Origin of the sequence: Pseudomonas sp. NFACC25 (assembly GCF_900100935.1) — a bacterium.
In the GTDB taxonomy this organism is placed as follows: domain Bacteria; phylum Pseudomonadota; class Gammaproteobacteria; order Pseudomonadales; family Pseudomonadaceae; genus Aquipseudomonas; species Aquipseudomonas marginalis.
This window is the reverse complement of the sequence record NZ_FMUC01000004.1, coordinates 523266-538696: the sequence shown is the minus strand read 5'-3', so window position 1 is coordinate 538696 and position 15431 is coordinate 523266. Positions and strand designations below refer to the sequence as shown.

18 protein-coding genes and 1 pseudogene are annotated in these 15431 nt (G+C 48.4%); 6 read left to right on the top strand and 13 right to left on the bottom strand.

The features are described from left to right. Both tnpB and BLQ09_RS31265 read right to left on the bottom strand, forming a co-directional pair. The coding region (tnpB, locus tag BLQ09_RS13335; RefSeq protein WP_139202109.1) for an IS66 family insertion sequence element accessory protein TnpB at window positions 1-246 on the bottom strand (246 nt) is incomplete at its 3' end. Window positions 247-327: 81 nt separating this feature from the next. Then, the gene (locus tag BLQ09_RS31265; protein ID WP_175472309.1) at window positions 328-810 is read right to left on the bottom strand and encodes a hypothetical protein; all 483 of its coding nucleotides are present in this window, start codon (window positions 808-810) and stop codon (window positions 328-330) included. 315 nt (window positions 811-1125) lie between these two features. On the opposite strand from BLQ09_RS31265, the gene BLQ09_RS13325 reads away from it, so the two are divergent. Then, entirely contained in the window at window positions 1126-1623 is a 498-nt protein-coding gene (locus BLQ09_RS13325; protein WP_092357240.1) for a phage tail tube protein, read from the top strand. Between the two features lie 160 nt (window positions 1624-1783). Here the strand turns inward: BLQ09_RS13325 and BLQ09_RS13320 are convergent, their stop codons facing one another. The 3 genes from BLQ09_RS13320 to BLQ09_RS13310 are packed head-to-tail and all read right to left on the bottom strand — an operon-like array spanning window position 1784 to window position 4125. Next, window positions 1784-3160: a glycosaminoglycan attachment protein gene (locus BLQ09_RS13320; protein WP_092357238.1), complete on the bottom strand. Its 1377-nt coding sequence runs from the start codon at window positions 3158-3160 to the stop codon at window positions 1784-1786. A 9-nt stretch (window positions 3161-3169) separates the two neighbouring features. Then, window positions 3170-3787 (bottom strand): histidine phosphatase family protein, encoded by a 618-nt coding sequence (locus BLQ09_RS13315; protein ID WP_092357236.1) that lies wholly within the window; start codon window positions 3785-3787, stop codon window positions 3170-3172. Further along, window positions 3781-4125 carry a hypothetical protein gene (locus BLQ09_RS13310; protein ID WP_092357234.1) on the bottom strand — a complete coding sequence of 115 codons (345 nt, stop codon included), beginning with the start codon at window positions 4123-4125 and terminating at the stop codon, window positions 3781-3783. The genes BLQ09_RS13315 and BLQ09_RS13310 overlap by 7 nt, the downstream gene beginning before the upstream one ends. Before the next feature lie 113 nt (window positions 4126-4238). On the opposite strand from BLQ09_RS13310, the gene BLQ09_RS13305 reads away from it, so the two are divergent. Next, window positions 4239-4754 (top strand): phage pre-tape measure protein, encoded by a 516-nt coding sequence (locus tag BLQ09_RS13305; protein WP_175472308.1) that lies wholly within the window; start codon window positions 4239-4241, stop codon window positions 4752-4754. 53 nt (window positions 4755-4807) lie between these two features. On the opposite strand, the gene BLQ09_RS13300 is transcribed toward BLQ09_RS13305, so the two are convergent. The 3 genes from BLQ09_RS13300 to BLQ09_RS13290 all read right to left on the bottom strand — a co-directional run bounded on the left by BLQ09_RS13300 (window position 4808) and on the right by BLQ09_RS13290 (window position 6843). Further along, on the bottom strand, window positions 4808-5470 hold the full coding sequence (locus BLQ09_RS13300; protein ID WP_092357232.1) for a hypothetical protein: 663 nt from the start codon (window positions 5468-5470) through the stop codon (window positions 4808-4810). Continuing rightward, the gene (locus BLQ09_RS13295; RefSeq protein WP_256568777.1) at window positions 5457-5768 is read right to left on the bottom strand and encodes a hypothetical protein; all 312 of its coding nucleotides are present in this window, start codon (window positions 5766-5768) and stop codon (window positions 5457-5459) included. Before BLQ09_RS13295 ends, BLQ09_RS13300 begins: the two co-directional genes overlap by 14 nt. Before the next feature lie 100 nt (window positions 5769-5868). Continuing rightward, on the bottom strand, window positions 5869-6843 hold the full coding sequence (locus BLQ09_RS13290; protein ID WP_256568776.1) for a hypothetical protein: 975 nt from the start codon (window positions 6841-6843) through the stop codon (window positions 5869-5871). Window positions 6844-7018: 175 nt separating this feature from the next. Here BLQ09_RS13290 and BLQ09_RS13280 point away from each other — a divergent pair, with 175 nt between their 5' ends. Beyond that, window positions 7019-7465: a hypothetical protein gene (locus BLQ09_RS13280; RefSeq protein WP_092357228.1), complete on the top strand. Its 447-nt coding sequence runs from the start codon at window positions 7019-7021 to the stop codon at window positions 7463-7465. Between the two features lie 476 nt (window positions 7466-7941). Then, window positions 7942-8067: a hypothetical protein gene (locus BLQ09_RS31540; protein WP_256568775.1), complete on the top strand. Its 126-nt coding sequence runs from the start codon at window positions 7942-7944 to the stop codon at window positions 8065-8067. 89 nt (window positions 8068-8156) lie between these two features. Here the strand turns inward: BLQ09_RS31540 and BLQ09_RS31010 are convergent, their stop codons facing one another. Beyond that, window positions 8157-8396 (bottom strand): hypothetical protein, encoded by a 240-nt coding sequence (locus BLQ09_RS31010; RefSeq protein WP_139202107.1) that lies wholly within the window; start codon window positions 8394-8396, stop codon window positions 8157-8159. A gap of 105 nt (window positions 8397-8501) precedes the next feature. Between BLQ09_RS31010 and BLQ09_RS13270 the strand changes: the two genes are divergently transcribed. Continuing rightward, window positions 8502-9383 (top strand): hypothetical protein, encoded by an 882-nt coding sequence (locus BLQ09_RS13270; protein WP_092357226.1) that lies wholly within the window; start codon window positions 8502-8504, stop codon window positions 9381-9383. 432 nt (window positions 9384-9815) lie between these two features. Here BLQ09_RS13270 and BLQ09_RS13265 read toward each other — a convergent pair whose 3' ends face one another. From BLQ09_RS13265 to BLQ09_RS13255, 3 genes are all read right to left on the bottom strand, one after another. Then, complete coding sequence (locus BLQ09_RS13265) at window positions 9816-10970, bottom strand: relaxase/mobilization nuclease domain-containing protein (RefSeq protein WP_092357224.1); 1155 nt, start codon at window positions 10968-10970, stop codon at window positions 9816-9818. Then, the gene (locus BLQ09_RS13260) at window positions 10967-11260 is read right to left on the bottom strand and encodes a plasmid mobilization protein (protein ID WP_092357222.1); all 294 of its coding nucleotides are present in this window, start codon (window positions 11258-11260) and stop codon (window positions 10967-10969) included. The genes BLQ09_RS13265 and BLQ09_RS13260 overlap by 4 nt, the downstream gene beginning before the upstream one ends. 371 nt (window positions 11261-11631) lie before the next feature. Next, the gene (locus BLQ09_RS13255) at window positions 11632-13296 is read right to left on the bottom strand and encodes an integrase family protein (protein ID WP_256568774.1); all 1665 of its coding nucleotides are present in this window, start codon (window positions 13294-13296) and stop codon (window positions 11632-11634) included. A 161-nt stretch (window positions 13297-13457) separates the two neighbouring features. Between BLQ09_RS13255 and BLQ09_RS13250 the strand changes: the two are divergent. After that, window positions 13458-13691 (top strand): annotated as a pseudogene (locus BLQ09_RS13250) (Arm DNA-binding domain-containing protein); the annotation flags it as partial. Window positions 13692-14189: 498 nt separating this feature from the next. Here the strand turns inward: BLQ09_RS13250 and BLQ09_RS13245 are convergent. Further along, on the bottom strand, window positions 14190-15173 hold the full coding sequence (locus tag BLQ09_RS13245; RefSeq protein WP_169899618.1) for a 5'-nucleotidase: 984 nt from the start codon (window positions 15171-15173) through the stop codon (window positions 14190-14192). Window positions 15174-15431 lie beyond the last annotated feature (258 nt).

Here is a 15431-nt window from a genome sequence, read left to right as displayed (position 1 = left end):
ATCCGGCGATGTTTTGAAGCGCTCGGACTCCAGCCGCTTTAGCCAAAGGCAAAAACCGTTACGCTCCCAATACAAAATTTTCACTCGGTTTCGAGGCTTGTTGAGGAACACGAAAAGTACCGGGTCAAACACCGCGACCTTAATGTCCAGTTCGACCAGAGCGGCTAGGCCATCGATGGATTTTCGGAAGTCGACGGGTTTGGGGTAGAGATAGACTTTTTCGACTTTTGCGTCGGGACGCATCATGAGGTGCTGGCTCCGGAAAGGAATCGGGAGCACAGCATCGGGGATCAGATGGTGACTTTGAATGTGGGGTTCATGGAGCGCTTACAACTCATCGTCGGTTTGAGTGCGGTACTCTTCTTGCCGACGTTGACGCTCTTTGATTCGTGCGAGATCTGGAGCCGTAAAGACACTGGTTTCTGGATCGAAATCCTTCTCCATGGTCTGGCGCAGTTGACTCATGTTCTCAACTTTTGCGGTCAGCCGATCAATCTCGTCCTGCTCGACTTTAATGAAACGCTTGCGGTTGAGGTCGATGAAATAGGCCTTGGTACTCGCCATTTCCTTGCGGACTTCTTCCATGTCCATGCCGTCGAGCTTTTTCCCGAACTCGGCATTGTTGTAGCGGGCGTGCAGCATACGAATGTCGACCAGGTAATTGATAGATTCACCTTGGCTGAGATCTTTACCCATAGCTTTGAGTGTTTGATCAGCTGTCAGCAGGCTGCTGCCATCAACTTTGGTGACTTTCGATTCGCCACACGCGGCGAGCATAACAATAGACAACGCGAGTACCAGTTTTTTCACGAACTGCATTCCTTTGATGTGAGAAAACTTTATACCATAAATATAATAGCCACTCAACATCACGAGCTAATACTTATGCTTCTTGCCCACCAGTGACGGCGATGAATATTAGTTCGAGTTAGTATGCTGCTGGAATACCGCTAAATACTTACTCCTCCATGTCAAGCTCATTGGATAGACCCCGCAACTCACGGCATGTCATCTATCGCTGCTGACACCGCTGTAAAGATTGCCAAGATGATTGAGAACTTCCGTGGTATCCGAAAACAAATACCAAGATCCCCGCGTCACAATTAATCAATGAAGCATTGAACGGTGCTACTGACGGTAAGTCTGACTTTAGCGCTTGGTGTTGCTCAGTCCAAGGTGATCAAGAACACCGCTGAGCTGACCATGAACCTCAAGTCGTTCAATCCAGACGTGCTAGCCCTCGTTATGTACGGCGACGTCTACAAGGACGTTGCGGTGCCAGGTGCCACCGCTTCAATTAAGGCGTTTAAGGAGTCCAATGCTATTGTCCCTGGGATCATCTCCTTACTGACCAGCGTAACCATCAAGGGAGAGGCTGAGCCACTGACTGAAGGTCAAGACTACGTTATCTCTAACGGCTCTCTCTATTTCCCAAAAACCTCGGCAATCCAAGATGGAGATATTGCTGATGTCGTTTACGAAAAAGCCGCTGTGCGCAGGATCGAGGGCTTCACCAACACCGGTGTGAACGTGCGTATTACCTTCGACGGTATCAACCTGGCAAATGATGATGCCCCGGTGAAAGTGGTTTACCACAAAGTCTCGCTGTCTCCTGCAGCCTAGCGTCAGCTGTTGTCTTCGGATTACGCGGATCAGGAAATCAAAGGCACCTTGCTTGTATCCAAAGCAGTCACAGGCGCTGGACGCTCCAAGCTGTTCGTTGAAGAGCACGTAACTGCAGCCTGATCAGCTGGATGCATAAGGGGCCCGCAGGCCCCTTAATTTATTTCTTGTCGGTTATGTTTAGCATGAAGGTCTGCGACGCATAGGTATGAAATTCTGGCAGGTCACTTACGATCTGACCGTCATCGAATCTATGATGGGCAATAGATGGAAAAAGCTCCCTAGGAACTGGGTGTAGTGCATTTGGATTGTGGAACATTGACACCCCCTCTGCCCAAGTCTCCTGACAGGTCTCGTTCACTTCATATCCGAACATTTTAGGGAGTGAGGCATTTGGATCATGATCATGGTAAGTTCCAGCCCTGTGCATTATAACGGACGCACTTCCAAATCCAGCTTGTTTGCCCATACGATTAAATTTAGAGATGGTTCCACCTGCGGTAAACAATATTGCGCTGATGTTTTCGGCGTCTGGCTGAAAAAAGTATCCCGATGGAATTACTTTATCTCCTACCTGGTGGGTCTCAATTTTCAATGGGGAAATAATTAAATTGCCTTCGTCATCCCTGTGAAAGTCATGACGTACTCCGTAGAGGTATTGCAATAGGGCCGTGCCACTCCACGTCATTGATTGGTTGTCATGGAAGTCGGCAATAGCAATGACCAAAGGGTTTCCTGCAACATGATCCAGTTTCCAGTATTCTTTTTTAAGTTTCGAGAATAACGGGCTGCCAAATTTAATTGGCATTTCATCCCTGGTTTTCTCCATCAGCTCTTCAGGGGACATTGCCTCGATTGGCCGATTTATAGTTTCATCCGTAACAGCAGTTTTCCTCCCCACTATTACAGCTTCGATGGCAACGGTTTTGCCGAACTTCTTTACTAGGAAGTCAGGGGCATAGTGCTCCCTGTCGAAGAATAGAGCTTCTTCCACAAGGTAGGCGTTTAGGTAGAGCTCCCACAGCCTCGCATCAAAGCCCGTAGACTGGAACTGCTCAACGTAGTTACCATCAATGTCCACAAAGTGCGGAGCCATCTCGGCGATAATCTCCTTTGCAGAAGAGAAGGACGGTTCGTCTCGAAGTCTCAAAAAAAATGGATGGAGCTTCTTATCCGCAACGATAGGTGTGAATAGATCCATTGCCTCGCCAGTGGCATCCCCTTGCTCAAAGACCTTTTTTCCAGTGGCAGTATGATGCTCCATTCGTTTGGCGAGCCAATCCTCAGCCTTTTTAGGTGATTTCATCCCGTGCTTTAAATCAAACAAACGGTATCTTCCGACCTCGTCTCGTCCTAAGAGAATTGAGACAAATTCAGTATCTTCGATATCTAACAGTATAGATCCCAAAATTGATTCGTCGGAATTACTAAACCAGGCTAGCTCTTTGCTTATATACGCCGCGCCTGGAGTTCTAGACGGCCCAACCAGAGCGCTGAAACGCTTAACGTCCATTGGTTTCATAGCGAAATTGCTCATTTTAATCCCTTATTTATTATCGACTACTAAATTCCAGGCGCGACCATCGAACCTGAATTCAATACACTCACAATTAGCAATTGGGTTGCTAATATCGAAAACCCTGAAATCACCCATTGAGTCTGAGTTGATCAGTTCTGGGCAATAGGCAACCAGCCAACGTACTGCTTGCATAAACTGACCGTGCCCAAAGACCACTACCTTACCGGTCATGGTGTTCAGGCGAATCAAAACAGTCCTAGCTCTCCTGATCAGGTGACTGAAGGACTCTGTGCCAGGCCAATCCTCGAAGTCCGGATCAGCCGAATTCCAATACGCCTCAACCCAAGGTTTTCGCTCCGCAGCTGTTGTATCGGTACACCTGGCCGGTGAGAGGTAAGTAAATTCCTCTACTGCCCAAATCTCAACAGGACACCCTGGAAACTTTTGGATAGTCGGCAGCGCCGTATCCTGGGCACGCTCAAACGGCGACATCACGATCAGATCGGGCGCTACATCGAACGAATCCGCTACAGCCCGTGCCTGCGCCCAGCCTTTTTCAGTCAGCGGAATCAGCGCCGGGTCTGATGTTGCATTACCAGCGTTCGCAGCGCTCTCACCATGACGCACGAAATGAACTGTCAGCATACGACCGGCTCCAGCTCGCCCTTGGCCGCAGCCTCGGCAATCTTGAACAACTGGTCAGTCAACCGATGCACATTCTCCGCACCAACCTGCATCAGCATGTTCTCCATGGCTTCCTTCACCTCTGTGTCATCGCGCTTGTGCTCTAAAGCAAAAGAAATACAGTTGAACACGCAGTCCAGAACATCAAATCGATAACCATCCTGCGATTCAGAATCCAGCAAGTAATCCAGTGCAACTTCCAACGGCATGTCATGCCCGCTAACTTGCAGCACAGCCACACTTTGACGGCAAACATAATCATCACGCTCTGCAAGTGTTAGTTCTGATATTTTCTGCATCCCTGGCCTCGGGCTGGCTTGACCTCAAATCATTCTTGACTACGGCCACATCTGTGTCAATCGAAATTATATGATGTGAAAATAATAATAATAATAATAAGAAAGGCTTTCGTATGTCTCTGCTCGAACCTGTTGTTCCATTTAAGAAAGTTTTTATTACCCAAGCCATTCCTGGTGCATCGGGTACGGAAGATAAAGAAGAGGTATCTTTCGATGTTTATGGCCTCACTACAGCCGACTTCGTACACCTTGTTGAACGCCATGGCAAAATCCTCGCAACTATATTTCTCCATAACGCTGAAGAGGATCTGAAGAATACTGATAATTCAAAGTCGATTATGGTGCAATTCCCCGAATTTGGTGCTGCATGTGTCGCTGCCGGATGCAAAGAACCAGATCTTGCCGAGCATGTTGTGAACCTACCGTTTATGATCCAAGTGGAACTGATGGGAGCCGTATTCTCATTGACCTTCCCTGACCGATGCGACCTACCAGGTGATCGTGAAATCTGGGAGAATGTCGTTAAAGCCGTGAGCGGAATCACAGGGGATTCTTGGACGCTTGCTGATGAGACGTCGCTGAATGGGGGTGCGTACTTCAGCTCCCTGACTTTCGAGATCAGCGCTTAAAAGCCAGGGTTTACGGATTCAGTCGCCGCCAGGGTAAGCGCGACAAGGTGATATCAATTGATCGCTAGGAACTTCGGCCAGTCTTTCTCAGCATTGAATCGAAGCTTCATGATCATCCGCTGTAGGAAGCCAATGTGACTGTCGCGCTTGAGATCCGCAAATACAAAACCAGGACTGCTTAGGCCGTCAAAAGCGATCTGGACGTTGTCGAAACGCACTGTACCGACATGAATCATCTTGCAATCGACGTCGTCGCTCGCGACCTTGTAGAACTTCATATCGTGAGCAGTTATGTAGCGCATCTCTTGTTCGCTGTAATCAGTTTTCATTCCGGCGAATAGATTTGCGTGGTTCCTTGTGTCCGACGTCCTCACTTCGCATAGACCCCCATGTGGATCTTCACCACCCAGCAACTTTGGATCAACACCATAGCGTTTAAGTGTTTCGATCCCCTCACCGGTGAATTTGATACGCAAACCGGATTTGGACACCTCATCGACTCTATCGTATACAAAACCCTTGTCGATTATTTCTACGCGAACTTGAGCGTTCAGAGGCTCCAACTGGACAAAACCATTCTTTTGAGCAGCTACGTAGACATTGCCGGTAAACGTGTCTGCAAACGGCGAGCGGACAAATCCAAAGAAGACTTCCCCCACAAGCCAGAATGCGGCTAGGAACGCACAAGCTTGAGCAAATGTTTTACGCCGCAGCATTTGCAATCTCCATGTCATCCTGACGCTTATAGAAAGGAGGCTCGACATTCAACAGCGCGGCAGCCAGCAGGATCACCCCAACATTTTCCCAGATCATCTCTCCCAAGAAAGGCAGAAGCGTGCTTGAGCCCGGCAAGATGGTTGCCAAAATTGCTACTGGATAAGCAAGTATCGATGCTAGGAAGTGAGGTAAGTACCAACCCTGAAGAAAACCAAGTGCCTGTGCCGCTGTTTCCGGCAGTGTCTGAAGCTCTGTTGCAGATGCCAATACGAATGCGGGAGTAACCACGCAAAACATGAACACTCCCCACATAATTCTATAAGCCTTCATATCAATCCCTAATTATTTAGTTGCATCAATGCTACTGGCGCTGAACTAGCGATGAAAAGCGTTTTTACTAAGCAGTTACATACCCAATTGTAGTTTTTCTAATAACTCCCAAACTCTCTGCGTTTCTGAAAATCTCACCGGCCCGGAGGTTCCCGATTCTGGCGTTTTTCGCGAATTCCTTGAGTCTAACCGGCGTACCGGGTTCCAAGGTTTTTGCGTGGACAACGAGCGTTTTCAGGATTTCTGCATTCGAATCAGGAAGCGTTTCTGTAGTTTTTGAGGTTTCTGGCGTTTCTGACACCTCCGCTGGCAACGTTGTCGCATCCAATAATGGCTTTTCGCTACCCTCCGAGGCTACAACATGCGTAATAGAGCGTCTAGCCCCCCGAACGCCAGTCAATATCAGAGCTGGAACGATCTCCAGGGACATCGCGAAACCAAGGCACAGAAGCTGAGCCAGCAACGGAGGTAGGCTCGACGCCTTGGCAACCCCAGATTTGATGTGAGCGATCTCTAGTGATCCTGCGTTGATACGCGTAAGAGCCTGAGCACGCTGTGATGCTGCACGCCCACCTACGGATTCTTCAAGCTCCAGTGCCCTGGAAACCATCCCCCGAGCCCTCAGCTCATTAGCTTGCGCCGATGCATCGGAGATCTCTTTATCAAGCTGAGAGATAAGAGCAGAGTCATTCTTAGCCAAGCTTACTAGAGCATTCACTCGACCTGTTGTCATAGCTTCATGAGTAGCCTTACTGACGTTTATCGAAGTCATGAGTCGATCATAAGTAGCCCATCCGCTAACACCAGACAATATCAAGGCGCAGGCTATTGTCAGAGCTGCACTAGCACCGCGCAAAACACGAATCGCAACAGGCCACGCCAAATATTTGAATACATCAAGAAGCACCGCCGCAGACGCAAACAAGAGCGCAAGATTCTTGTCTTCAATAAGTGCATACATAGCCAAGGCTACAGAAATTGCAGTTACGCTAGACAAAAGGAATGCGATTGCGACAAGTAATGTCGACAGCTTTTTGCTCATCTTGAGCTCCGAAATCTTTGTATAAGTCCATTATATAAGGGGTTCCAGACAGTGCAATAGCATCGGAGCGCTATTTGACATCACATTACCTTCATATAGATTGCATTTATTTATTGAGTAGGTGAGTCCAATTCAATATGATGTTTATAAGCCTCAGCCAAAAAAGAAAATAATAATGGGTATCAAGGTTTTGATTAGTCATCAAGCAATTGCTGATACACCAATTAAAAGCGGCGATCCTCATCGCGATGATTGCGGATGCGGGCTTTCATATGAGCACGATGACGCGCAGGAACTTCAGGAGTTAATTTATATTACTCTTGATGTAATCGAAGTATTCGGAGAAGCCGGCTTACGCGCACTTTCAAATCGTGCAGAAAGGCGTGCGGATGAACTGGATATTAAAGTTCGAGCGAAGCTGGCTAAGGCGGAAACCGAAAAAGCTTTGGGTGAGGCTCGGCTATCTGAGTATGACCAGTTGGCTCTTATGGGGGCCGTGGGCAACATTGGAGGTGACATGGACGCATACGACCTCGCGAAGACGCTGGTGCGCCGCAAGGTCTATTCAGTCGCTGAAATTATGCGTCTCTCAAGCGTGCAGCTGAGGCATCTACTCTCGTAAAAACGACTCAGCCAGCAACGTGGCCAGGGGCGCAGGTTTCTGACCTTTATCGAATGACGTCACTAGAAATGTTTTGCCGGTACGGTCGCGAAGCACCATGCCTTCTTTGACCAGGCGGGCTTCGACATGGAGCTCGGCAAATAGCCCAAACGCAGTCGTGTCACCGTCAACCTGCCCGTAGATTCACCCGGCCTCGTCAGCCACGACTTCGCTTAGCACGCGGTCAGATGGACTGAAAGCTCTCTTAACCATCCTGCCCATCCTCCGGGCCCCCTTGCACATCATCACGAAAAACCAGATCACAGGGATCAGCGGAATCGAGATCAGAATTCCACCCCAAACATTGATCTGATGCACGACCCACTGCAGGAGCCTCCATAGAGCGCGTAGGGGCAAGCACCAGTTGATTCTCCTGACTCACCTCGGCTGAGATACGCGAGCGCAAACAACTGATGCGGGCTAGTCAGAGCCGATGGATGAGTCTGATCAACGTCGATTACGAGGAATTCGTTCCCCTGGCTGTCGACAGCGCCGATTCCGTCAACCTCTACCCAGGCCTCACGGATTCGATGGGTAGTCATACGGTCGCCATCTTTCGTTGAGTCGTCGACAATGCCGAACACAAGCCCCACAACATAGACTTCATGCTTCACTTCTCGAACAACTGCTTCATAGATAAGAGATCTTGAACTCATGACTGCGACTCATCTAGATATTGTTCAACCAATGAAAATAACTTCTCCTGGCTGATGATTTCCTTTCCAGCTAAATGAACTAGCAGAATTTCTATTTCATCAAGCCTTACTTCGCCTCCTGAAAGCTTTGAAAAAGTATTGGTCATATTGTCAGTGCGATCCAGTTCGACGGTGATTCCGTGCTGGGCAGCTAGAGCCAAAACATGATCTGCTACGTTGCTAAATTTATTATCCATGAGTAGAACGCCCCCAAGACTAATATTCGAAATTGTACCGCTTGCAAGGTTTGCCAGCAAATGGTCATGCTGGTAAAATCGGGGAAATACATGGAGATTTAATTTATGGACTGGTGTAATACTAATTATTCAGAATTGCCCTTTCACGTTTCTGCTCTGATAGCTGAGCACGGACGGCAAGCAGTCTATGATTTATATCTGAATGCATCTAAAAACACCTCGGAGCCTCAGCGCTCTCATGCCTTGGCTTATCTGGCTGCAGGGATTGATACGTTGCCTGCGAGAGTGACTGCTGAAAAGTTTTCCTCGGCAGTAGAAATCTACAAGAAAGATCTAGAAGCGTACGATAAGTCTTTCCGAAGCATGGGGAGCTTAGTTATGTCGATTGATTTTCAATCTTTAGTCTTCTGGGACTACCTTGTAGACAAGGCTCGTCCAGTAATTTTTAAAAATATTCCTGTGAGGCCCTTCATAGCGCACCCGCAGCCTGCTGAATTAATCGTACAGAAAATCGCCTCATTGAATGAGGAGTGCCTGAAATATAAAGATTATATCGATGGCACGTATATAAACTTGCTGCGCACGAAGGTTTTTGAGTATTGTAGCGACAGCCTTATATCTCAAGCTGAGCAGCAGATTGCGATTTATCGATACTTCACCAGTTACGAGTCTTTATTTGCGACTCATGAAGAGCGAGAAAAGCTTTCCACCCATGTTAGATTTGATGTGAAGCCTGGAGCGCTGCATGAGCTCGTGAGCAAAGGAGAGTTATATAGAGAATTGGAGTCGAAAATAAAGAGACTGAAGAAGATTGTTTCAAAGATTGGCTCTCTCAAGGCGCAGGCTGACGAAAGTCAGAAGAAATACAGTTTTGCAAAGTCCGAGGTAGAAAAACTTGTACCATACGGCCTGGCTCATTACATTGAAAACTATGAAGATATAGTGCTGGCTAAGGAGGCGCGAGTGAAGGTCGTAGTTGATTGTTAGTTCACGCAGCTCAATCCAAGCTCCAAACTGATTGCGTTAGCGCTTGTTGCTGAAGATGGCCAGGAGCTTTACTTCGAGCTGAACGATAATTACACACATGCTGATTGCAGTCACTTCGTCATTGAGCATGTGTTACCTCAGTTTAGTGGTGGTGAAACATCAATATCCACTGAGGCTGCGAGAACAAAAATCTGGGGCTTTTTGGCGAAATTCGATACCGTCGAAATTATGTCGGATGCGCCTGGGTGGGACTGGGAATTCTTTTGCTCTATTGTCTACCAGCAAGGAAAATGGCCAGTCAATATGTCGAAAACCCCGGTAAATTTAATTGAACTCTTTAATGAGAAAGGTGTAAGCGACGAAGAAGCGCCAGAGCTTCCGCATCATGCGTTGCTCGACGCCAGGTTACTGATGAACTACTACAAAAGTATCTCAAAGTGCAAACTCTTCATCTTCAGGGATGTTTAGTGGCGTGCCTGGAATAAACTCAATATAGTTGCGCTTTAGCCTACATTCCTGGGGCTTGAACAGCGCATCAAATATTGCGTCTAGTAGTTCAAGAATCTCCTGAATCATTTTCTGGACATCATAATCCTTTGCTGTGAACTTGACGTAGATAGGCTTTTTTCTGCGGCCGCTGACCGCGATGAACTCGTAGTGATAGGTTCTAGCTCTTTCTTGCTCCTCGCTATATGTTCTTGCAATTTCATCCTGAAGTTCTGAAATGGTTTCTGGGTCATAATGTATTCCTTCTTGAGTAGTTAGTTTGTACCACGTCAGCCTTGAACGTTTGAGCTGCCTGCCGCTAATGTGTTTACCGTCAAATTCAAACGAAATGCCCTTTGGTTGACCGTCCTCGTTGAGGGTGAGGTTGATGTAGACCTTTTGCTTCCTAAGCAACCTGGTAAACGTAAACATGTCGCCCTGGGCCTGGTTGGTGGCTTCGATAGCGCCTGCGATCTTTGCGATCATCTTGTGCTTCAAAGGCAGATTGTTGTCACGGATCGAGGCTTGGAGCTCTGCGTGAGTGATCGAGACGCCCCAGGTGTCCTTGGGCTTGGGAGCTTTGCTTAGGTTGAAGCGGTCTTCTATCCCAGACACTGAGTCCAGGCTGATGCTTCGCTCGTTGCTGTCTTTGACCATACTGAAGTCGTCATTGAGCCGGATTCGGTTGGCGACTATATGGACGTGCTGATGGTCTTTGTCTTGATGCATTACAGCGACGTACTGATTCGTCTTGTCGAAGCCTAGGTCTGCCATGTACGTCTGGACTGCTGTGCGCCACTGGGACGTCGTTAAGGACTCTCCGGGGCGTAGAGATAGCATGGCGTGGAAGACTGGCTTGATGGGCTTGTCGGAGTCGATAGAGAAGCGGCGCAGGGTCTCGACCTGGTCAAATTCTTTGATCATCTCCGACAAGTCCGCCTCGTTGCCCTGGAGGACGCCAGGTAGCGGGTCTTTGCTCATTGTGTTGAAACCAATTGTTCGGATGCCAGAGATCTCGTGATCGTGCTTCGTGCAGCCGAACATGTAGCGGATGCGGTTCTTAAAAGATCCTGCGGACTTCGGGAAAATCTTGCCGATCATTTCACACCCCCAAGATTCACCTGAGCGATGTACTTCACTTTCTCAAGCAGTTCGGAGCCTGGACGGTCGGAGTTGATCATTGATGCTAGATTCATGAGCTCACGGGCGATCTGAACAACGTCCTGGCCGACTTTAGGCGTCACTTGGCCGTTAGCAACGAAATCGCGAATGAACGCTCCAGCGGACTTGTAGCCTGCCTCAGCGACTTTAGCATTCAGGGTGTCGAGTTCAGGTTTGTTGAGGCGCAGGGTGATGCGCGATTCTTTGTTTTGTCTTTCAACACTTTTCATCTTGGCTCACCTTTATTTTTTTATATGAGCTTTTCTTTAACGCAACACCCGAAGGGATGTGAGTATCTAGTCGTACTTGTCTGACATAGACACAACTGGCTATAAACAAGCTCTAGACCTATTATGCAAAAGGAGCTTTAAGTGGGTCTAGTGAATTTGTGTTTTTATTTTTGGTTATTTGCTTATATACCTACTTTCGCAAGATGTGAATGCGAAATCACTCTCTGGTAGTGCGAAATCACAAAGCACTAAAGCGAATTCGCACTCATGCACTGCGAAAATCACAAGATGTGACTGTGGTTTCGCTATGACATGATGCGAATTCGCATTGACAGTTTGTGGTGCCCTCAATATACGGGACAGGTAGTTTCTTAAAGTGATACGAATTTTGACTGGAGTTCTTTCTCGTCAAGTTTTACTAGCGAATCAAACAACTCTCTGCAGACTTCTTTCTGGCTTGCGCCGGAGAGTTCGTAGATCTTGCTCTCTACTTTAGTTGCGGAAGACCTAACTTCGTTCAAGTAAGCAGTCTTGTATCCGTCAGTCACGTCCACTGTCTGGCCCTGACCATCATGGTTGCAGAGAATCTTGATTTTAAACGCACCGATGTCAGCTGCCTCAGCAAGCGAGATAAAGCTGGCCCGAAGGATTTTCCTTGGTAGGTGTTTGCCGATTTTCTTCTCAATACGCATGAGAAAATCCCTGACATTCGACTCGCCAAGCCGAGGGTTTTGAACTCCGGAAAATACGTACTCGCTATCACTGTGCTTCATTGAGTAGACCAGCTGGCAGTACGCAGTGTCGTTGAGCACCAAGTGAAACTCCTTACCATTTTTCAATGTGTCGAGTTCATTATCAGCATTTCGCTCAGGAAAAATGATGGAGCGTGTTGGGTGATGGACATACTCCTTTTTGATCTTCGAGACCTCTCCTGGCCTTACTCCCGTGAATAGCATGAAAAGAACAGCAGCAGAGACGCACTGAAAAGAGGTAGGTACATCCCGCATTGGCTGTGTGTTAGCGATGCGAAGGCATTCTCTGATCAGATCTGGAAGTTCGCTGGGATTCACACGAATCTTTGATCTGTTGTTTTTGTTCCAGAGCTTCAGCGTCTTCATGATGTCGACTGGATTGTGATCGATCCGGCGCTTACCCTGCTTCGCATGAATCACGATTGCGAACCTGTAAATCGAACCCAGGAGGACGATAGCTTTATTCGCAGACCGCTCTCTTCGAGCTCCAGGCTTACCATTTGATTTGATCAGCGGCTCAGAGAATTCATGATGCATTGCGATCACGTCTTCGTTTGAGATTGAAACGAGTGGTCGATCCTCATATTTCTGAAGATGGTTTTTGTAGGTTTTCTCGTAGTCTGCAACAGTCACCGCAGTGATCTTTGACTTCGCAGACATCATGCCTTTGAAGGCAGATCCGAGAGTTACTGACTCCGTTTCTGTTTTTGTTTTCTCAGCCGCGATGGCGTCTTCCAAGCCCGCGAAGGTCTGCTTTGCCTTGAGTCGCAGTGGAATGAGTTTGGTCTTCTCTTTGTCGAAGGCGCCAAGGTTGACCCTGTGGACTTTGCCACCGATCTTCCTGACCACGAAAAAAGTCTTGGCTCCCGCCTTGGTCACCCTTACAGCCAAGCCTTTCTCGTCGAGGTCATACACCAACACATCACTTTTATCGTCGGGGCACTTCAGCTTGTCGATAGCGTCTTTAGTGAACTGGATTCTTGCTGTCATCACCACACCCATTGCGTAAAGCCGTGGGAACCATGGGAACCTCCATGGGAACCTCACCGGCATCTTTTGCCATATTTCGGCTGCTTTACTAAGCTGATCGCAGCTCAGGGCATCTTCCGCTTGCAAGCCGGAAATTGATCCTAAACCATTGATATAGCAAACTTTTAAGCTCAGATCATCTCTCTGAAGCTGTCGGTAGCGCTCGACAGCCTCAGGCAGCTTTCGTGGGGTACAGTGACTTAAAATCCCCCGCTCGTAAGGGCGTCCCGGTTCGATTCCGGGTTCGGGCACCATCTCTAGTTCCACTGACAGCCAGTAAAGTCCATGGAACCCTTTAAAACCCGCCACTTGGCGGGTTTTTTCGTTTATGGCGTTCCGTCGGTTTCTGTCGAGTTCCAGGCTTTTTAGGTATAGCTTTAGAGATACAAGCCAGTTCGATAATGGGTTGTATACTTATGCCACGTACCACTGCTCCCCTCACTGACGCTGCTTGCCGTACGGCCAAGCCTAAAGATCACCCATACGGTCTGTTCGATGGTGACGGTCTTTTTCTGCTAATCCAGCCTAACGGCCGAAAGGGATGGCGCTTTCGATACACCAAACCCAATGGCAAGCAAGGACTCACGGCTTTCGGCAATTATCCTGTTGTCAGCCTGACAGATGCACGAGCCAAACGTTTGGAGCTCAAGGTGCCTCCTCTCTAAAGAAACTCGCAGGTAGTCCTGCAGATCCTGCGAGTACACCCGCTTTGTCCGGCCGCGTAGCCAAGGTAGCGAGTGGATGACGACAAACCCATCGTCAAGTGCCGCTAGTTCCTGAAAAAGCGTAAATTCGCCTTTGCTGCGGAATTCCGCATGATCGAGTGCTGGAAAGAATTTGGCCATGGATGGAAAAAACGCTATGTCAGTTGGGGCATAGTAAGGCACTGGATGCACCCGTGTCCTCTCATCCCCCAACCTGTCAATGGTACCGCTCCGATCAGACCAGACCGGGCGGAAATTACCGAATCGATACTCACGTTGTACCCTATCCACCTTGGGGTTCATCGTTCGGGAAATGGATTCGCTATCGAGCACGTTGGTGACTGGTTGCAAATCGACGAGACAACGTCGTCATCAAGGCTGGAACGGGTACGCAGTACAGAACCGATACGAGTTCCTGTAGTACTACGCGCTCAAGCCACCGTGTTACACCACCTGCTGGACCTGATCCGCTTCAGGCTCTAGCGCATCCACAGTAGCGACATGGTTGGTGATGCCGAAAGGAATGTGCACGGATGGAGCAACGGCGCTAGTCGATTTAAGGTGCCCTGATTGGTCATCGAAGAAGATGTGTGGTTTCAATACGCCTAAAATTTTGCCTTTCTCGATGCCACCCAGGAAGAATGCGTCATTGGCCATGACACCCCAACTCTTGAGTGTATTCATCGCACGCTCATGAGACGGAGCATTGCGGGCTGTGACGATCGAGACGCGTATGCGGTTTTCGTATTTAGGATTGAGCTTTTTGTGCTTCTCCTCGACCGACTGGATTTTGGATATCCGCACCATGAACTCCTTCAGCGGCCCCGGGTTATGGGGCTGCATAACGTTTTTCACTTCGTGCGCATGGAACTCAGACAACCCAGAGGCCTGCATGATTGTTTCGGACTCATCGCCGGCGAGTACGCCGTCAAAGTCGAATGCGATACGTAGGGTTTTATCAGCTTCGTCGTCTTCAAATTTTGAATCGAGCACCTGGCCAGCCGGGTACCCGGCCTTGATTGCCGCTTCCACGTCTTTTTTGTCACCCGACAAAAATAAAGCGATATTCAGTGCTGGTATGTATTCATAAGGGGATTTTCCCTGCATGAAAATCGCCCTTGTCATCCCAAGGCCATAATGCTCGATAGTCTTCAGCACGCGCAGCCCAGTGTCGGGATCATTGCGCGAAAGAAGTATTACCTCGACGAGCGGATCCGTAGGATCGACGCTAAGGTCATTCACTGACAGTAAGCGCTTGATGAAGGGGAACGCTATCCCCTTAGGAAGCGGGTCGTGAAGATTTTTTTGCTGAAACTTGCGGTACTCCTCCTCCCCCTGACTCTGAAATACTGCGTCCGATGCCAGCAAATCAAACACAGCGCTGGAAGCGACGCCGATCACCAGGCGATTTTCTAACTCGTAGGGCATTGGAACCTCTCTTGATGCCTCTAAACGCAAATATTGATGGGCATCGAACATGCCGCTCGATTTCAGGGCGGATCAAGAAGCACACATCGCGCGCCTCCTCCCACGCACAGTCAGGCATATCAATCTTCAAATCAATCTACAGGTTGTTTTATTAATGGGTGGATCACTTTGAATCTTGCTGATTAGCGCCGAGTCAGCTATCACCTGATCGCCGAATGTCGGCCCCAAACTATTCTCCTGAACGAAAATGGCATAATA